General features: G+C 70.4%; 18 protein-coding genes and 2 tRNA genes. 8 read left to right on the forward strand and 12 right to left on the reverse strand.

Annotated features, from left to right (window positions below; genetic code table 11):
- Positions 1-26: 26 nt before the first annotated feature.
- The 3 genes from AC07TY_RS08815 to msrA form a co-directional block, all read right to left on the reverse strand.
- Positions 27-575 carry a single-stranded DNA-binding protein gene (locus AC07TY_RS08815; protein ID WP_123506101.1) on the reverse strand — a complete coding sequence of 183 codons (549 nt, stop codon included), beginning with the start codon at positions 573-575 and terminating at the stop codon, positions 27-29.
- A gap of 106 nt (positions 576-681) precedes the next feature.
- On the reverse strand, positions 682-903 hold the full coding sequence (locus tag AC07TY_RS08820) for a methyltransferase (RefSeq protein ID WP_494785079.1): 222 nt from the start codon (positions 901-903) through the stop codon (positions 682-684).
- 43 nt (positions 904-946) lie between these two features.
- Positions 947-1,474 (reverse strand): peptide-methionine (S)-S-oxide reductase MsrA, encoded by a 528-nt coding sequence (gene msrA, locus AC07TY_RS08825; protein WP_123506103.1) that lies wholly within the window; start codon positions 1,472-1,474, stop codon positions 947-949.
- A 104-nt stretch (positions 1,475-1,578) separates the two neighbouring features.
- On the opposite strand from msrA, the gene AC07TY_RS08830 reads away from it, so the two are divergent.
- Positions 1,579-1,893 (forward strand): hypothetical protein, encoded by a 315-nt coding sequence (locus tag AC07TY_RS08830; RefSeq protein ID WP_494785080.1) that lies wholly within the window; start codon positions 1,579-1,581, stop codon positions 1,891-1,893.
- A gap of 122 nt (positions 1,894-2,015) precedes the next feature.
- Positions 2,016-2,921 (forward strand): hypothetical protein, encoded by a 906-nt coding sequence (locus AC07TY_RS08835; protein ID WP_494785081.1) that lies wholly within the window; start codon positions 2,016-2,018, stop codon positions 2,919-2,921.
- A gap of 98 nt (positions 2,922-3,019) precedes the next feature.
- Here AC07TY_RS08835 and AC07TY_RS08840 read toward each other — a convergent pair.
- From AC07TY_RS08840 to AC07TY_RS08860, 5 genes are all read right to left on the reverse strand, one after another.
- Positions 3,020-3,092: transfer RNA gene (locus AC07TY_RS08840), tRNA-Arg, on the reverse strand.
- A 55-nt stretch (positions 3,093-3,147) separates the two neighbouring features.
- Complete coding sequence (locus AC07TY_RS08845) at positions 3,148-5,421, reverse strand: ArnT family glycosyltransferase (RefSeq protein WP_494785082.1); 2,274 nt, start codon at positions 5,419-5,421, stop codon at positions 3,148-3,150.
- Positions 5,418-6,695 (reverse strand): bifunctional glycosyltransferase family 2/GtrA family protein, encoded by a 1,278-nt coding sequence (locus tag AC07TY_RS08850; RefSeq protein WP_123506106.1) that lies wholly within the window; start codon positions 6,693-6,695, stop codon positions 5,418-5,420. The genes AC07TY_RS08845 and AC07TY_RS08850 overlap by 4 nt, the downstream gene beginning before the upstream one ends.
- Positions 6,696-6,750: 55 nt before the next feature.
- The gene (locus AC07TY_RS08855) at positions 6,751-7,020 is read right to left on the reverse strand and encodes a thioredoxin domain-containing protein (RefSeq protein WP_488625832.1); all 270 of its coding nucleotides are present in this window, start codon (positions 7,018-7,020) and stop codon (positions 6,751-6,753) included.
- A 56-nt stretch (positions 7,021-7,076) separates the two neighbouring features.
- Complete coding sequence (locus AC07TY_RS08860; RefSeq protein ID WP_123506108.1) at positions 7,077-7,358, reverse strand: oligoribonuclease; 282 nt, start codon at positions 7,356-7,358, stop codon at positions 7,077-7,079.
- A 102-nt stretch (positions 7,359-7,460) separates the two neighbouring features.
- On the opposite strand from AC07TY_RS08860, the gene orn reads away from it, so the two are divergent.
- The 5 genes from orn (at position 7,461) to AC07TY_RS08885 (ending at position 10,901) form a co-directional block, all read left to right on the forward strand.
- Positions 7,461-8,078, forward strand: a complete 618-nt coding sequence (gene orn / locus AC07TY_RS08865) for an oligoribonuclease (RefSeq protein ID WP_494785083.1) — start codon at positions 7,461-7,463, stop codon at positions 8,076-8,078.
- 61 nt (positions 8,079-8,139) lie between these two features.
- Positions 8,140-8,212, forward strand: a tRNA-His gene (locus tag AC07TY_RS08870).
- Positions 8,213-8,369: 157 nt separating this feature from the next.
- Complete coding sequence (locus tag AC07TY_RS08875; RefSeq protein ID WP_494785084.1) at positions 8,370-9,104, forward strand: acyltransferase family protein; 735 nt, start codon at positions 8,370-8,372, stop codon at positions 9,102-9,104.
- 105 nt (positions 9,105-9,209) lie between these two features.
- A complete protein-coding gene (locus tag AC07TY_RS08880; protein WP_494785085.1) occupies positions 9,210-10,538 on the forward strand; it encodes an acyltransferase family protein in 1,329 nt (442 codons plus the stop codon).
- Positions 10,539-10,550: 12 nt separating this feature from the next.
- On the forward strand, positions 10,551-10,901 hold the full coding sequence (locus AC07TY_RS08885; protein WP_123506111.1) for a metallopeptidase family protein: 351 nt from the start codon (positions 10,551-10,553) through the stop codon (positions 10,899-10,901).
- A gap of 14 nt (positions 10,902-10,915) precedes the next feature.
- Here the strand turns inward: AC07TY_RS08885 and AC07TY_RS08890 are convergent, their stop codons facing one another.
- Positions 10,916-12,499, reverse strand: a complete 1,584-nt coding sequence (locus tag AC07TY_RS08890) for a glycosyl hydrolase family 28-related protein (RefSeq protein WP_494785086.1) — start codon at positions 12,497-12,499, stop codon at positions 10,916-10,918.
- Positions 12,500-12,627: 128 nt separating this feature from the next.
- Here AC07TY_RS08890 and AC07TY_RS08895 point away from each other — a divergent pair, with 128 nt between their 5' ends.
- A complete protein-coding gene (locus tag AC07TY_RS08895) occupies positions 12,628-14,814 on the forward strand; it encodes an acyltransferase family protein (RefSeq protein ID WP_494785087.1) in 2,187 nt (728 codons plus the stop codon).
- On the opposite strand, the gene AC07TY_RS08900 is transcribed toward AC07TY_RS08895, so the two are convergent.
- From AC07TY_RS08900 to AC07TY_RS08910, 3 genes are read right to left on the reverse strand one after another with little or no spacing between them, the layout of a single operon-like run.
- Complete coding sequence (locus AC07TY_RS08900) at positions 14,811-15,353, reverse strand: nucleoside/nucleotide kinase family protein (protein WP_494785088.1); 543 nt, start codon at positions 15,351-15,353, stop codon at positions 14,811-14,813. The genes AC07TY_RS08895 and AC07TY_RS08900 overlap by 4 nt on opposite strands.
- Complete coding sequence (locus AC07TY_RS08905) at positions 15,346-16,140, reverse strand: energy-coupling factor transporter transmembrane component T family protein (RefSeq protein ID WP_494785089.1); 795 nt, start codon at positions 16,138-16,140, stop codon at positions 15,346-15,348. Before AC07TY_RS08905 ends, AC07TY_RS08900 begins: the two co-directional genes overlap by 8 nt.
- On the reverse strand, positions 16,137-17,642 hold the full coding sequence (locus AC07TY_RS08910) for an ABC transporter ATP-binding protein (RefSeq protein ID WP_494785090.1): 1,506 nt from the start codon (positions 17,640-17,642) through the stop codon (positions 16,137-16,139). Before AC07TY_RS08910 ends, AC07TY_RS08905 begins: the two co-directional genes overlap by 4 nt.
- Position 17,643: the final 1 nt, after the last annotated feature.

Genomic DNA, 17,643 nt, shown 5'->3' on the forward strand with positions numbered 1-17,643 from the left:
GTGTACGGGGGCGGGCCCCGCGCGCCTCAGAACGGCTGCTCGTCGTCACGGGGCGCACCCCAGTCGGAGGCGGAGGCGGGGTCGGCGGGCGGCGCGGACGGGAAGGCCGACGGCGGCTCCGCGCCCGGGCCCGGCGGGGTGGGGGTCGTGGCGGCGGCGGGATCGGCGGCGGAGTCGGGTTCCTGCGCCTGCGGGTGCTCAGAGGGAGACGCCTCGGGGCGCTGCATGCGGCTGAAGGTCGTGGTGCCGAACAGCAGGTCGGGGCCGAGCGACTCGGCATCCACTTCGACGGCCGTGCCGCTCTTGCCGTCTTTCTCCCACTGGCGGATGCGGAGACGGCCGGCGACGACGACGCGGTCGCCGACGCCGAGCGAGGCTCCGGCGTTGTCGGCGAGCTGCCGGAATGCCGTGACCGTGTACCAGTTGGTCTCGCCGTCGACCCATTCGTTGCGCGACCGGTCGAACCGGCGCTGGCTCGACGCGAGCCGGAAGCGCGCGATGCTGATGCCCGAGGGGGTGCGGAGGCTCTTGAGCTGGGTGGCGATGGTGCCGGTGAGCGAGATCGTATCTGTCATGGATTAAGCGTCGCCGGACGCGACGACGGCCGACGGGATCCGATCCGATCTGTGGATGAATCGGGCCCGTCGGCCGCCTGTGGAGAAGGATTCGCCGTGGAGTCGATCAGTGCTCGCTGAACTCCGGACGGTCGACACCCGGCCCGAGCGCCGCGTGGACGGCGCTCTTGGCGATGTCCAGCGTCGGGAACGCCCCGTGATACGCGCCTTCGGACGACATCCGGATGGCGAAGCCGTCGTCGGTGCGGTGGATGGACCCGACGACGCCGGCGGGACCGAATGCGACCCACGTGGGGCTGGTGGTGCTGGTGCTGGTGCTGCTGCTCATCATTGAGCTCCTTACTGTGTCGGGCGCGGCCCGATGCCGCGCCTCAGGAGGCGAGTACGTACTTGCCGTACGACTTGCGGATCTTGTTGACCTTCGGCAGCGCGACGGCCAGGCAGTAGCCCTGGCCGGGGTTCTTGGCGAAGAAGTCCTGGTGGTACTCCTCGGCGTCGTACCAGTCGCCGAGCGGCTCGAGGGTCGTGACGATACCGCCGTCCCACGCCTCGGACGCGCGCTCGAGCGCGGCCTCGAAGACGGCCTTCTGGGCGTCGTCGGTGTAGAACATGGCCGAGCGGTACTGGGTGCCGACGTCGGCGCCCTGGCGGTTGAGCTGGCGGGGGTCGTGCAGCGTGAAGAACACGTCGAGAATGACGTCGGCCGGGATCGCCGACTCGTCGAAGGTGACCTGGACCGCCTCGGCGTGGCCGGTCGAACCGGTGCAGACGGCCTCGTAGCTCGGGTTCGCCGCGACGCCGCCGGTGTAGCCCGAGACGACGTCGGAGACGCCCTGCAGCGAGCGGTACACCGCGTCGAGACACCAGAAGCAGCCACCAGCAAGCGTGAAAGTCGTCATGCGTCGAACCTACTCTCCCTCGCCTGCTCTCCGAATGTCGGTGGTCGCACGTATGTTCGAACCGTTCCCACCAGACGGCCGGCAGACAGCGAGAAGAGGCACCCATGACCACCATCGAATTCACCACGACGACTCCCCAGGGCGCATACGCGACGGCGCCGGCCGTCTCAGCTCCAGCCGGGGCCGACGTGCGCAGCCTCTCCGAGGTTCGCAGCGGGCTCAAGCTCGTGCAGCTTCACGATGGCCTCGTGCGGGTCACCCGGCCGACCGGCGAGGTGCTCGGCTACGTCGAGAGCTTCCAGCACCCCGACGGCGAGCGGTTCCGCGCCAAGCGCTTCCTGCCGCGCCAGCGCCGCTTCATCGAGATCGGCGAGTTCTGGAGCCGCTCCGACGCGACCGACTGCTTCCGCTTCGCCTGATCCTCTCGTCGCTTTCGGGGTACAGGCCCGATCCAGCGCAGGAACTCGGGGCGGTCGCCTAATCGCGACACCGCGGCCTCCGTTCCCCGCCACCGGGGTACGAATGGGCTAGCCTGCGCGGCATGAACTGGTTCAACAGCGCCATCGACTGGATCTCGTCCGCCGAGGGAACGCGGGTCATCACCACCACGGTCCTTCCCTTCGTCGCGATCGTCGTCGCCGGCATCGTGGCAGCCTTGATCGGCCGCGGAATGTCGAAGCGCATCCTCGACGTCCGGGAGCGCGAGGCCAAGGCGGCGACCGTGACGTCACTGGTAGCCGCCGCGCGCCGCTCGGTCGACTGGTCGACGCTCGGAACCGATGAGCGCTCCCACGCGACGCTGCTCGCCGACGAGGCCGGCATCCGTCTCCGGCTGCTCCCGGTCTCGGGTGCGGGCCTCGCCGCCGCCTGGTCGGAGCACGAGATCGCGTCGATCCGTTCGAACTCGGCCACGTTCAGCTTCCAGTCGCAGCAGACCTTCGCCGACGTGCGAGACCGGCTCGTCGAGTGGCAGGCCAAGCCGAGCCGGGCGAAGCGGCTGTTCCAGGGCGATATCGAGCGATGGAAGGCGGAGGAGCCCGAAGCCGCGCCGATCGCGCCCGCGGGGCCGTCGGCCGAGGCGTCGGGGCTGTCGGCGGAGGCGTCGGCGCGCCGCACGGACCTGCCGTCGTTCGCTCCCCCGGCGGCCGCGCCGAACCCGGCTGCCACGCCGAACCCGGCGGCCGCGCCGACCCCGGCGCCCACGCCCGGGTCCGCCGACGCGACGAGCGCCGCCCCGGTCTCCGCGGAGACGGCCACCGTGTCGGCTGCGACGGCTTCCACCTCCAGTGCCGCACCCGCGAGCCCGGTCGCCGCAGACGAGCCCGCCGACCACACCGACACGGCCGAGGTCGAGCGTCTGCGCGAGCCCGCCTACAGCTCGCCCGTGAGCGCGCATGATGTGCGCCGCCGCACCAGCCCGGAGGCGGCGGAGCAGCCGGCGTCCTGACGCAGGCTCGGACGACCGGCGACACCGCTTTCGCCCCAGGACACCGGCGAAAGCCGGTGTCGCGAGGCGAAAGCGGCGTCGCCGCGCCTGGGGTCCGGTGCCCTCGGCAGGAATCGAACCTGCGACCAAGAGATTAGAAGGCTCCTGCTCTATCCGCTGAGCTACGAGGGCGTCGGCATCCACGATACCGTGCGAGCCAGGTACCCCTCGGGATCGAGCGAGCGCATCACTCCGTGAGCGGGTTCGTCAGGTCGTAGACGGTGTCAGAGCCGACGGTCTGCGAGGCGAAGTTCGACCGCACCCACGCCGCGATCGTCGACGAGGCGTCGCTTCCGCCGTTCGACGTGCCGACCGATCCGCCGATGAAGTAGTGGATCCTGCCGGCGGCGACGTCGGCTTTGAAGTCCGCCAGGGTGGGCGACGGGTCGCTCCCGTTGAAGCCTCCGATCGGCATCACCGAGTGCAGGGTCGCGAGCTGGAGCTTCGCGGCGTTGTCGGATCCGACAGTGGCTGCGACCCACGTGTACTTGTCTGCGTCGGCCAGGAGGAGTTTCGTCAACGCCGAGGAGACCGTCGAGGTGCCGCCGAAGATGCCGCCGGCGCCGCCGAAGCCCCCGGCGCCCCGACCGGTGAAGCCGCCGGTGGTGGGGCCGGTTCCTGCGCCCGTGCCTCCGGTCGCGCCGGGCGCGGTGCCGCCGGTTCCGCCCGCGCCGCCGAACCCGCCCGGGGCAGTGCCGGTGCCGCCGCCGACCGTGCCGCGCTGACCGCCGAAGCCGCCGCCGTTGCCGCCACCGCCAGGACCGCCGCCGCCGAACCCGCCGCGCGACGAGGCCACCGCCGGGCCGGCCGACGGAATCGAGCCGGTGTGCGCCGTCGACGCCGTCTCGAGGGAGTAGGCGAGAGGGCCGAGGAGTCCGCCGACCAGCATGAGCACGAGAGTGCTGGCGGCAAGCGCGCGGCCACGCACCCGCGGTGGCGTCGGAGGCGCGATGCCGCCGGCCGGAGCCTGGCCCACCGGAGCCGGGTACTCCCCCGGTGCGGGCGCAGGCGTCGCGGCAGACGAGGCCCCTCCCGACCCGGAACCCGCCGATACAGCGACTTCGTCACGACGCCGCACGCCCGGCACCAGCAGCAGCACCGCGGCCGCGACGCACGCCGCGACCACGACAAACTTCAGCCACGGCAGCCAGTCCGTGGCGCGGGCGAGCAGCACGTACGACCAGGCCGCCGTGACGAGCATGGCGACGGCCAGCACGACACGGGGCCACCAGTGCGCGGTCCCGGCCTTCCAGAGGATCGAGCCGCCGATGGCGAGGGTCCCGGCGAGCGGTGCGGCTAGAGCGACCGTGTAGTACGGGTGGAAGATCCCACCGGCGAAGCTGAACACCAGGCCGGTGACGACGAGCCACGACGAGAACAGCAGGAGCGTCGCGCGCCGGGCGTCGATGCGCTGACGACGCCCGAGGGCCACGAAGGCGGCCACCATGACGATGAGCGCGGCGGGCAGCAGCCAGGTGATCTGGCCGCCGATCTCCGACCCGAAGAGGCGCGTGATGCCCGTGGCACCCCACGATCCGGCGCCCGCGGTGCCCGTGCCGCCGGTGACGCTGCCGGTCTCGTCGCCGGTGAGGCGGCCGAAGCCGTTGTAGCCGAAGGTCAGCTCCAGGAACGAGTTGGTCTGCGAGCCGCCGATGTAGGGCCGCGAGTCGGCCGGCCAGAGCGACACGATGGCGACCCACCAGCCGGCGCCGGCCACGACACCGCCCAGGGCCGCGGCCAGGTGGCCGAGACGAGCCAGCCAGCGCTTCGGCGCGCAGAGGTAGTAGACCGCTGCGAGCTCGGGCAGGATCACGAACGCCTGCAGCTGCTTGGTCAGAAACCCGAAGCCGACGACGACGCCAGCCCAGACGACCCAGCGCAGCCGGCCCGACTCGATACCGCGCAGCGTCAGGTACACGGCGAGCGCCATGAGCAGCAGGAGCATCGCGTCCGGGTTGTTGAAGCGGAACATCATCACCGCTACCGGCGTGAGCATGAGCACGCCGCCCGCGATCAGGGCGGTCGCCGCTGAGAAGTGGCGCCGCACGATGACGTAGACCAGCAGGACGGTGGCGACGCCCATGAGCGCCTCGGGCAGGAGGATGCTCCACGACGACAGCCCGAAGAGCCGCACCGACAGCTCCATGATCCAGAGCGAGGCGGGCGGCTTGTCGACGGTGATCGAGTTCGCGGCGTCCGAGGAGCCGAAGAAGAACGCCTTCCAGTTCGAGGCGCCGGCCTGCACCGCCGCCGAGTAGAACGTGTTGGCGTAGCCCGAGATCGCCAGGTTCCAGATGTAGAGGAAGCCCGACGCCACGAGCAGTCCCCAGAGGGCCGGCCGCTCCCAGCGCGGCGCGGTCGTCGGACCGAAGGCGAGCCAGCGGCCCGCGCGACGTGCGCGCGAGCCGGCGGGGGCGGATTCTGCGGTGGCGGACGGACGATGGAGAGTCGCCGTGCTCATGACTGGTTCGCTTTCGTCAGGATCTCGGTGGTCGGGGTGGTGATCGGCGCAGGATCATCGATGACTCTGCGGGGGCTGATCACCGGCGCGGGCCTCGCCTGCCGCCGGAACACCCACACCCGCAGCAGCACGAACCGCACGACGGTGGCGACGAGGTTCGCGACCGTCAGCACGACGAGCTCCACGTGCGCCGAGGCGTCGTGCGAGACCTGGTGCAGGCCGAACAGCGACCCCGACGTGATCAGCCAGGCGATGCCGAACACGATGAGGCCCTGCGCCTGGTGCTTCACCGCACCGCCGCCGCGAACGCCGAAGGTGAAGCGCCGGTTCGCCGCCGTGTTCGCGATGGTCGTCACGAGCAGGGCCAGGAAGTTGGCGGCCTGCGCCGGGACGACGTGCTGGAAGAGGAGGTAGAGCAGCGCGTACGCCGCCGTCGAGAGCGCGCCCACCACGCCGAAGCGCACCACCTGCCCGAAGAACGTGGGCTGCTGCGTCCGCTCGTACGGGTGCCGGCCGATCTCCTCGTAGATCGCCGCCACAGGGATCGTCCCGCGGGCGATGCCGCTCGCGACCCGCACCATGCCGCGCAGGTCGGCGCTGGCCGTCGCCACGATGTCGACGGACGACTGCGGGTCGTCGACCCAGTCGACGGGCACCTCGTGGATGCGCAGACCCGACCGCTCGGCGAGGATCAGCAGCTCGGTGTCGAAGAACCACCCCGTGTCCTCGACGAGCGGCAGCAGCCTCTGCGCCACGTCGCGGCGGATCGCCTTGAAGCCGCACTGAGCGTCGCTGAACGACACGCCCATCGTGCGCCGCAGCAGCAGGTTGTAGGTGCGCGAGATGAACTCGCGCTTGCCGCCGCGGTTGACGCGCGACGAGCGGTCGAGCCGGGTGCCGATCGCGAGGTCGGAGTGCCCCGAGAGCAACGGGGCGACCAGCGGCCTCAACGCCGAGAGGTCGGTCGACAGATCCTCGTCGACGTACACGAGCACGGTCGCGTCAGACTGCGACCAGACCTGCTTGAGGGCCCGGCCACGGCCCTTCTCGAGCAGGTGGACCGAGGTGACCCCCTCGAGTTCCTGCGCCAGTCGATCGGCGAGCGCGGGCGTCGCGTCGGTCGAGGCGTTGTCGGCGATCGTGATGCGCCAGGTCTCCGCCATCGAGCGCGAGAGGAAGGCGTGCAACGCGGTGACGCTCTGCACGAGAGTCGCCTGCTCGTTGAAGACGGGCACGACGATGTCGAGGTCGAGAGGCTCGGAGAATTCGGGCATGCACCGAGAATGCGGAACGACTCAATGAGGTCGTCGCACGAACCCCAAGAGACGGCTATGAACCGGGAAGATGCCTGGCGACGGCCGTGAGCAGCTGCGGAACGGTGGGCACTCCGGCGGACCGGAAGAGCTCCGCGCCGTCGTCATCGGTCAGCAGGATCGTCGGCGTCGCCTCGATGCCCCGAGCCTCAGCCTCGTCGGGGAAGAACGCGACGTCCTTCTCCGAGGCCTCGAGCGCAGGAACGAGCCCCACCGCCTCCGCAACAGCACCCCGCGCGGCATGGCACGCCCCGCAGAACGCCGACGTGTACAGCTCTAAACGCATGACGGGCCCAACTCCGTGGGCCCGTCAGGCATTCCGTTCAGTGCGTGGTCAGGTGGTCAGTTGGTGCTCTCGCGGCGGTCTTCGGGGTCTTCGACCGGGTCGCTGTCCTTCGCATCGAGCGCGTAGTGCACCTGGAGCTGCTCGCCGACCATCTTCGCCGAGGTCGCGGTGTACACGATCCCCGTCTCGGTGCCGTCGATCAGCACGAAGTCGGTGATCTCGTCGTCGTAGGTGCCGGTGGTCGAGACGCGCTTGTCGGTGCGCCCGTCGCTCGGGCCGCCCTCGAAGAACACGACGTATTCTGCGCCTTCGGCCACGGTGAGCTTGTTGTCAGTCATTCGTCATGTCTACCAGCCGGAGTCCAGCCCAGGTTCAGGATGCAGCAGGAAGGCCACCGGCCCCGCCTGGGAAGGTCGTCTCCACGTCGCTAGACTCGCGACATGGCTCCAAGCGACAGACTGGTCTGGATCGACTGCGAGATGACCGGGCTCGACCTCGGCATCGACGAACTGGTCGAGGTGGCCGTCGTCATCACCGACTTCGACCTCGTACCGGTGCACCCCGGATTCGACATCGTCATCAGACCCGACCAGGCCGCCCTCGACAACATGGGCGAGTTCGTGACGAACATGCACACCTCGTCGGGCCTCATCACCGAGATCCCGAACGGCAAGAGCCTCGCCGAAGCCGAGTACGAGGTGCTCAACTACATCCTCGAGTACGTGCCCGACGCCGGTACCGCGCCCATCGCGGGGAACACCATCGGCACCGACCGGACCTTCCTCGCGAAGTACATGCCGCGAGTGGACGGTCACCTGCACTACCGCAGCGTCGACGTCTCGTCCATCAAGGAGCTGGCCCGCCGCTGGTTCCCCCGCGTGTACTTCAACGCCCCCGCCAAGAACGGCGGACACCGCGCCCTCGCCGACATCCTCGAGTCGATCCGCGAGCTCGAGTACTACCGACTCGCGGGCTTCGTGGCCGAGCCGGGACCCTCCACGGAGGACGTCCAGGGCATCTCGAACGCGGTTGTGGCGAAATGGGCTCCGAGACTGTAATAGACTTTCGGAGTTGCTTCGTTCGAAGAGCTCTCGCCAGCTCGACGGGCGGAGCCGCATGGTGGGTATAGCTCAGCTGGTAGAGCGCCTGGTTGTGGTCTAGGAGGTCGCGGGTTCAAGCCCCGTTACTCACCCGAATGAGAAGGTCCTGTCCCGTAGGGACGGGACCTTCTTCGGGTTCCGTGCTTGTTTTGTTCTTCAGGCGCGAGCGCCTGAAAAACGCAACAGGGGGCACAAGTCTGGCTGCGACGAAGTAGAATATCGGATTTGTGAGTGATATTCTTTTGAGTTGTGACTACAACTGCGCCCCGACGCGTCCGACTTGACATCCAGGGTCTCCGAGCCCTTGCCGTGGTCGGAGTCGTCGCCAACCACCTCACCGAGAAGCCCGTCGGCGGATTCCTCGGTGTGGACGTGTTCTTCGTCCTCTCGGGCTTCCTGATCACCTCGCTGCTGCTTCGCGAACACGAGAAGGCCGGCCGCATCTCGCTCGTCGACTTCTACCGGCGCCGGGTCAAGCGGATCCTGCCCCTGGCCGCTCTCGTCCTCATCGCGACGGTCGCCATCGCGCCTGGGCTGTTCAATGCGGCGCGGGCCGACTCCGTCGGCGTCGATGCCGTCTGGGCCGCGTTCTTCGCAGCCAACTGGCACTTCGCCGCCGTCGGCAGCGACTACTTCGCGGCGGCGGGGCCCGTCTCGCCCCTGCAGCACTACTGGTCGCTGTCCGTCGAGGAGCAGTTCTACGTCGTCTGGCCCGTGGTCATGATCGTCGCCGCCGCCGTGCTCGGCCGCGTGAGTCGTCGGGCACTCGTCACCGGACTGGCCATCGTCATGACCGTGATCGTGGTCGCCTCCTTCTGGTACGCGGTCCAGGCGACCCAGGCCACCCCTGCATCGGCCTACTTCTCGACTCTCACCCGCTCGTGGGAGCTCGGCGTCGGCGCACTGATCGCGGTGCTCCACGAGGTGGTACCCCGGGGATTCGCACGGCGAATACCTCGGCAGCTGGTCGGTGCGGCCTCATGACTGGGCCTCGCAGGGATCATCGCCTCGTTCCTGCTGGTCACGGAAGACGCCGGTGTGCCCGGCCCCTGGTCCGCGACGGCGGTGGGAGCGACGGCGCTGGTCATCGTGGCTGGCAGCCGAAGCGATGCCCCCGTGCCGGTCGTCCTCGCCAACCCCGTCGCCCGCTATCTCGGCGACATCTCGTACTCGCTCTACCTCTGGCACTTCCCCGTGTTCATCTTCGCGGCGACGCTGCTCGGCGCAGGCACGGCAGCGACCGTCATCACCTCGATCGCTGTGGCCCTCGTGCTCGGTGTCGGGTCGCACCACCTGGTCGAGAAGCCGGTGATGACGTCGCCGTGGCTGCAGCCCTCGCGGTCTCGGTCGGCGCAGAAGGCACGGTGGGCGGCATGGCGGGCTAGCACCGGGAAGACAGCCAAGCCAGTCGGCCTGAGCCTTCTTGCCCTGGCGACGTGCGCGCTCATAGGTGTTGCCGCCGTTGCACCCCGCTCGACCGACGAAGCGCCGGTCGTCCCGCTCGCCCAGTCAGAACCGACGACGGCAGGAACGTCGGCACCGTCGACCACACCGGCCGTCGACGCGATCCAGGCGCAGATCCGCACCGCCCTCGCCGCCACCTCGTGGCCCGTGCTCGACCCCACGATCGACAGCATTCTCGACGGCACCCGCGCGGGCACGAGCCTCGCGCGGTGCGGTGCCGACGACGACACCCGCCTGCCGATGTCGGAATGCACCTGGGGCTCCGAGGGTGCCGGGACCACTGTCGCGCTCGTCGGCGACTCGGTCGCCATGCGCTACCTCGACACGCTCGTCGACATTGCCGAGAAGCCGTCGACCGACTGGCAGCTCACCGCCTTGGCACGCTTTGGCTGCTCGTTCGTCGACATCTCCCTCGCCGACGAAGCCGGCCGGACTGCCGAGTGCGACCGGCACAACCGGACCGTGGCGGCGTCCCTCGCCGAGACGAGGCCTGACATCGTGATCGTCGCGAACACGTGGGTCGAGCGGGTTCACTCCGACACGGACGCCGAGGTGACGTCCGCCGAATGGGCAGCTGGCACCGCATCCTTCGCCAGCGCTATCGCTGAAGCGGGCTCGAGGGTCGTCGCGCTGACGCCGCCGCCGGCGGGTGCCAACCTCCAGGAGTGCTACACGCCACGCAGCGCTCCGCAGTCGTGCATCACGCGAACTTCCGAGGCCTGGCTGACGGCCGCCGGCGCCACGCGCTCCGCATTCGATGGAATCAGCGGAGCTGTCGTCGACTCTCGACCGCTGTTCTGTCTCCAGAACGTGTGCCCGGCCTTTATCGGAACGACGCCGGTGAAAGACGACGCCGTTCACATGACGCCCGCCTACGCGCACGTCATCGCCGGCGCCCTGCTCGAACTCCTGCTCGAAGCCGATGTTCCGACCGGGCGTACGGCTTCTCCGTGACAGAGTGACGTCATGCACGACATCAGCGCGGACGAGTTCGAGCGGCTCGTCGTCGACGAGCTCGACCAGCTGCCCGATGACATGGTCGATGGGCTCGAGAACGTCGCGTTCGTGACGGAGGACCGCCCCGAAGACGGCTCGCTCGACCTGCTCGGCCTCTACGACGGGGTCAGCCTGACCGAGCGGGGCCAGTACGGCTTCGGAGAGCTGCCCGACCGCATCATCCTGTACCGCGAGCCGCACCTGGCCGCGGTCGACGACATCGAGGGGCTGAAAGACGAGATCCACGTGACCCTCGTTCACGAGATCGGCCACTTCTACGGATTCGACGACGCCAAGCTCCACGAGCTGGGCTGGGCCTGACCCCGGCAAGTCGATCATCCGATGACGACGTAGTTGAAGTCGGCCGAGCCGCGCGCTGGGAGGGCGGAGCTCAGGCAGACGTCGAAGAACGACTTCGACGCTTGAACGTAGACACCGCGCGGACCACCCGATGACGTCGCCGGTGTCACCATCACTGTCGGGCGCCGCTCGAACGGCTCGGCGAAGGTCACCCGCACCTGACCGGCCTTCGCCGGTGACGCCCCTGCAGTCACCGAGATTCGGCCCGCCGTGTCGGTTCCGGCCACCGTGGGCGCGGTTGTCGGCTTGCCCAGACCGGCGAGGGCCGCCGCGGTCGGCAATACCTCGGGTGTGGCTGGCGTCGAGAGATGCCCGCTGATCGTCGTTCGTCCCGCGAACGAGGCATCGCCGCCCACCGAGAGGCCAGCCGGCCACGCCCATGCGAAGCCGGATCCGGTCGCGCGGTGGTCAAGAAGCGGCACGGAGCCGCCCCAGTTCTGAATGCGGCAGGTCGGGTCGACGAGAAACCGAGACCCGTAGGTCGCGACGAGCTCGACGCCAGCCTTCGTGAAACGGCCCAGGCGGGTGCCCGCGAGTGAGAAGTCGTCGCCGCGGGTGAGCTTGACGAGGACGGGGCTCGGTCCGCTCGCCTGCGCGGGATCGACCCCCAGGAGAGCGCCGCCGATCACTCGGATGCCGCCCCAGAGCTCGATGCTGCGCGCAGCACGCTGGTCGTGGACCACCAGTGGCCCGGGACCGCCGTAGATGATCGGGGCGATCAGCTCGACCTGGCGGACGTTGCCGATGCGGACGAGGCCTGCCGGATCCGCTCCTTTCTGGAGCGCCTCGACGTGGAGGGCGATGAGCCGCACGAATTCGACGAAGTAGTCGGACGACGTGCCGTAGCCCAGGTCGAGCGCGGGCCCGGGGCTGCCCTCGATCGTCAGGTTCACGCACGTGATCGTGTTCGAGTTGGTACCCGTCTTGGGCGACTTGAAGACGACCGCGGCCGCCGAGGCGGAGCCGCTGTTGTTGACGAAGACGTCAGTCCAGAGGTTGTTGTTGACCCGCTCGACCTGGAGTGCGGTGCCCGCGACTCCCGAGAGCTGGAGCCGCTCGAAGCGCGATTCGAACCCGTTGTCGACGCGGATCAGCGGGGCCGCCGAGCCGTTCCCCTGGAGGCCGAGGTTCTCGAGAGTGATGCCGTTGCCGTTCACGATCATCATGGGCTGGGTCGAGGCGGCCCGGTGCTTCAGGTTGACGCCGCCCGACGTGCTCGCGCCGTAGCGGCTGACATCGGCGCCCAGCCCCTGGATCTTCACGAGGCTCGGAACGGTCACGGATTCGATGAGGTAGTCGCCGGCTGGGACGACGACGCGCCCTCGCACCACCGCGGCCGCGGCGATAGCGGCGGCAAAGGCTTTCGTGCAGTCGGTCTTGCCGTCGGGCTTGGCTCCGTGCTCGGTCACGTCGACGGAGACCCGGGGCGAGGTCTCCGGATCGGCGGCTGCGACGGCCGGCCCTGCGGACGAGAGGCTGCCGACGACGGCGCCGGCCGCGGCCAGGCCGCCCGCTGCGAGGAAGCCGCGTCGGCTGTCGGACGGGGTGGTTGAGGGCATGAGTTGAACCATATCAGTACTATATGCCTCATGCTTCCATCACCTGTGGACAAATTCTGCGGCATGCCGCCGACCTGCGGCATCCTCTCGTCGAGAGAGTCCACGACGACCCCGACGGGAGGAGCCCGATGACAGCCCCGACCGTCCTTCGCGCCGACATCCAGGGCCTGCGGGCCGTCGCCGTCGGCGCGGTCGTCCTCGATCACACCGTGGCCTGGCCGTCCGGCGGGTTCCTCGGCGTCGACGTGTTCTTCGTCATCTCGGGCTTCCTGATCACAGGCCTGCTGATCCGCGAGGCTGAGCGATCGGGGCGGATCGACTTCCGCGCGTTCTACGTCCGTCGAGTGAAGCGGATCCTGCCGCTGGCCGTCGTCGTCCTCGCGGCGACTGTCGTCGCCGCCCGCCTCACAGTGAATGCGGCGCGCGCCGGCCAGATCGGTGTCGACGCGCTCTGGGCCGCCGCCTTCGGCGCCAACGTGCGCTTCGAGCGAGCCGGGACCGACTACTTCCAGTCGCAGGGACCAGTCTCCCCTCTCCAGCACTTCTGGTCGCTCTCGGTCGAGGAGCAGTTCTACTTCGTCTGGCCGGCCGTCATCGCGGTGGTGCTCGTGGCTACCAGGAGGGCGTCCGACCGCGCTCGTCGCCTCGCGCTGGGCGGGGTCCTCGGGGCGAGCGTTGCCGCTTCGTTCATCGTGGCGGTGGTCGTGACGGCCGCCAACCCGACGAGCGCGTACTTCTCGACGGCGACTCGCTCCTGGGAGCTCGGGGCGGGCGCGCTCCTCGCCGTGATGGCGCCGGCTCTCGCGGGCCTGCCCGGGGCGGCTCGCACGGTACTGTGCTGGAGCGGCCTGGCCGGAATCGGGGCGAGCCTGTTCCTCCTCGACGACTCCTTCCCCCTGCCGGGACCGTGGGCGCTGGCGCCGGTTCTCGCTACGGCGGCGGTGATTGCGTCCGGAACGGTCTCGTCAGGAACGGGCTCGACCGGCAGCAGCCAGCCGTGGTGCCCGCTCCTGTCCAATCCGCTCGCTCAGCGACTGGGCACGCTGTCCTACGCGCTCTACCTGTGGCACTTCCCGGTCGTGATCCTCGGAGCCACGCTCCTACCCGACGCTCCGTGGGCCCCTGCAGTGCTGATCGCGTTCAGCGTGGTTCTCTCCGCGGCCTCGCACGCCCTGATCGAAATGCCCGCGCTCCGATCGCCGTGGCCGACGACGGGGCTGTCTCCCGAGCGGCGGCGCCGGCGATGGTCGGCGTGGCGGGCCGAGGTCGGGCCGGGCGTCCGCCGTGCCGGGCTGGGCGTGCTCGTCGGCGCGACGACGCTCGGCCTCGCGGCTGCGCTGCTGCCTGGCGAGTCCCCGGTGACGCCCGTCCTCCCGCCCGCGGCGGCGGCCGGGGCGGTGACGCCGGACCCGTCGGCGACGGGCGAAGCGGCAGCCGAGGCGACAGCCGGCCCCGCGGTCGCCGCCCTCCAGACGGAGATCCGCGCGGCTCTCGCCGCGAATGCCTGGCCCGCGCTCGACCCCAGCCTCGACTCGGTTCTCGACGGCAGCCGGGAAGGCAGCGATGTGCTGCGCTGCGGCGAGGCCGACGAGCGCGGGATCCCCCAGGAGGAGTGCACGTGGGGCGCGGCCGATGCCGAGACGACTGCGGTGCTCGTGGGCGACTCCACGGCGATGCACTACCTCGACTCCCTCGTCGGCGTCGCGACCTCCGAGAACAGCGGGCTGCGGCTGCAGAACCGGGCCATGTTCGCGTGCCCCTTCGTCGCCGTACCCATCCAGAACGACACGGCCGGGATCCTGGCGAGGTGCGCGCAGCACAATTCCGAGACGGTCGAGTTCCTGCGTCAGTCGAAGCCAGATCTCGTCATCGTGACCAACTCGTACCAGGAGCTGACCGACGACGACACCGGCGCACCCGTCACGGCGGAGCGCTGGTCGGGCGGGCTGGCCGAGCACCTCGGCGCGATCCCGGACGAGTCGAAGATCGCCCTTCTGGCTCCGCCGCCCGACGAAGCCGACATCGTGGCGTGCTACACGCCGCGGAGCACCCCCGCCAACTGCCTGACTCGCACCCAGAAGACGTGGTTCACTCGGTTCGACTCCGACTCCACCGTGATCGAGAAGCGCACGGGTGTCGTCGTCGACCCCCGGCCGATGCTGTGCGCGTCCGACCTCTGCCCCGCGTTCATCGGCACGGCGCCGGTGAAGGAGGATCGCGTGCACCTGACCACGGCGTTCGCGAAGAAGATCGTGCCGGCGGTCGACGAGTTGCTCCGTGAGGCGGGAGCGCTGCCGGCGAAAAAGGGGAGCTAGCCGATGACCTCGACGTCGGCCAGGCTCCGGGGGTGGTTGCGGCGCAGGTGGTCGTCCTCCTGCGCCGCCCAGATGGTCCACCACTCGGTCCGGGCGTACGCGTCGCCGTCCGATCGCGCCAGCACGCGGGCGAAGCGCTCGTCGTCAGGCAGCTCGACCCAGACCCGAAGGGTCGCCAGGGCCGCGGACGCCGGGGTGATCGCCCCGGCACCCTCGACGACGATCGGCAGCAGCGGATCGAGCGCGCGCCAGTCGGTCGCCGTGCCGGCGTCCCAGTCCCAGCGACGGTGGCCCGGCCCTTCCGGGGCGAGGATCGTCTCCGATACGCCGCGCGAGGCGGCGTCCAGTCCGCGCCATCCCGGGTACACGTCGTCGAGCTCCACCAGCTGGCAGCCGTCGACGAGCGGAGCGAGAGCCCGGGCGAGTGTCGTCTTGCCCGAGCCCGAGCGGCCGTCGATGAGCACCACCGGCCTCGAGGCCGACTCGAGGGCGCGGCGGGCGAGCTCATCGACGACACCCGGCGCCGTCAGGTCAGCCAACGACGATCTCCCAGGTGCCCGCGCCGACAGCGCAGACGACGGCCACAGCCGCGATCAGGGCTGCTATCGCGACGAGCGTCCACTCCGGCCGGCCGAAGGTCGAGGGCCGGGCCCAGGTCCGCTCGATGTCCGAGCCGAACCCCCGGGCCTCCATCGCTGTGGCGAGCTTGCTGCCGCGTCGCACCGACAGGACGAGCAGGGCGAAGGCCATGCCCGCCCCGCGGCGGATGCGGCCGATGAGACCGCCGACGTCGGCGACGCCGCGCGCGCGGCGAGCCAGCCCGAGCTGGCGCCAGTCGTCCTGGAACAGCCCCACCAGGCGGATGCCGGCGAGCGCCCCGAGCACGAACCGGCTGGGCAGCCGCAGAACCTGCGCGAGGCCGTCGGCGAGATCGGTCGGGTCGGTCGTGGCGAAGAGCACGATGCCGGGGATTCCGATGGCGAGGATGCGCAGTCCGATGGCCAGGCCGAGGGCGACGGAGCCCTGGGTGACGGTGATGAATCCCGGCGTCAGGAGCGCCGCGCCGGAATCCCGGCCGTAGAGGCAGGTCGTGATGAAGGCGAGGGGCGCGGCGATCCACAGCGGAGCCGTACGGCGGAGCAGCTGCCCGGGCGTCAGGCCGGCCCATGCGAGCAGCCCGGCTTCGAGCACGAGGGCGACGCCGGCCGACACCCAGTCTATCGACAGCAGCAGCGTGAGGCTGAGCACGACGGCGGCGAGCAGCTTCGCGACCGGGTTGACGCGGCCGATAACCCGCTGGGTGGCGATGGTCGCGAGCACGGTCATGCCGACGCCCCGATCGACGCCGAGACGCGCGAGACCGCGTGGGCGGAGGCGCCCCCGAGCTCGAGCACCTCGTCAGCGAGCGAGTCGACGAACTCGGCGTCGTGCGTGACGGCGACGATGCCGCTGCCGGTGTCGAGCAGCTCGGCGCACAGCGCGACGAGCTCGCGCCAGGTCCGGGCATCCTGCCCGAAGGTCGGCTCGTCGAGCACGACGATCCGCGGTCTCGTCGCAAGGACGGTGGCGACCGACAGCCGGCGCTTCTCGCCCCCCGACAGCGTGAACGGGTTGGCCTCGGCCAGGTGGTCGAGCCTCAGGCGGTGGAGGAGCTCGTCGGTGCGGTCGGCGATGTCGCGCGGCGCGAGGCGGAGGGCCCGTGGTCCGGTCGCCAGTTCCTGCCGCAGCGTCGACGCTAAGAACTGGTGCTCGGGATCCTGGAAGACGGTGCCGATGCGCGTCAGCAACTCGCGCGACTTCCAGTCGATGGGGTGGTCGGAAGTCCCGAGGCTGAGGGGTCCGGAGGCGCGGAGCCGGCCGCCGACGGGTGGCAGGAGCCCGGCCGCAGTGAGGGCGAGCGTCGACTTGCCGACGCCGTTCGGGCCGGTGACCGCGAGGGCGCGCCCCGACGAGACCGTCGCGGTGATGCCGTCGGCGACGGCGACGCGAGGTCGACGGCCGACCGACAGGCGGTCGATCTCGAGCAGCGGAGACGACGGCGACGGAACTCGTGCCGGTAAGGCGGGAGCGACGCCGGGCACCCAGACGCCCGACTCGGCGAGCTCGGCAACGCGGGCGGCGAGTACCACGTCGGGAGTGCCGTCGGCGACGACTCCCCCGCCGGGTGCGAGCACGACGACCCGGTCGACGACGGGCAGCCAGACCGACACGCGGTGCTCGACGACCACCAGGGTGGCTCCCGTCCGCGCGACGACCCGGGCGACGGCGTCGCGCACCTCGGTGACTCCGGCGGGATCGAGGTTGGCCGTCGGCTCATCGAGCAGCAGGAGGCCCGGCTGCATGGCGAGGGCTCCGGCGAGCGCGAGCCGCTGCTTCTGGCCGCCCGAGAGCTCCGACGTCGAGCGATCGAGCGGCAGGTCGAGCCCGACGGCATCGAGGGCCGAGCGCACCCGACGCCAGATCTCGTCGCGCGGCACCCCGAGGTTCTCGGGCCCGAACGCCACGTCGTCGCCGACACGCGCGAGGATCACCTGCGAGTCCGGGTCCTGCAGCACGAGCCCGGCGCGCCCGCGTTGCGAGGCGGCTGACGCGCCGTCGAGAGTCAGCGAGCCCGTCTCGTCGCCCTCGTCGTCACCGCCGAGCACGCCCGCCAGCCCGGCGAGCAGGGTCGACTTCCCCGCGCCCGACGCGCCCAGCAGCAGCACGCGCTCCCCCGGTTCGATCACGAGGTCGAGATCCCGGACCGCAGGAACTCGCCTGCCCGCATGCCGCCACGACCAGCCGCGCGCTTCGACCCTGGAGCCCCCGCCCCCGCCTGCGGAGGCCACC

The sequence above is a fragment of the Frondihabitans sp. GW821-FHT04F02 genome, assembly GCF_059420045.1.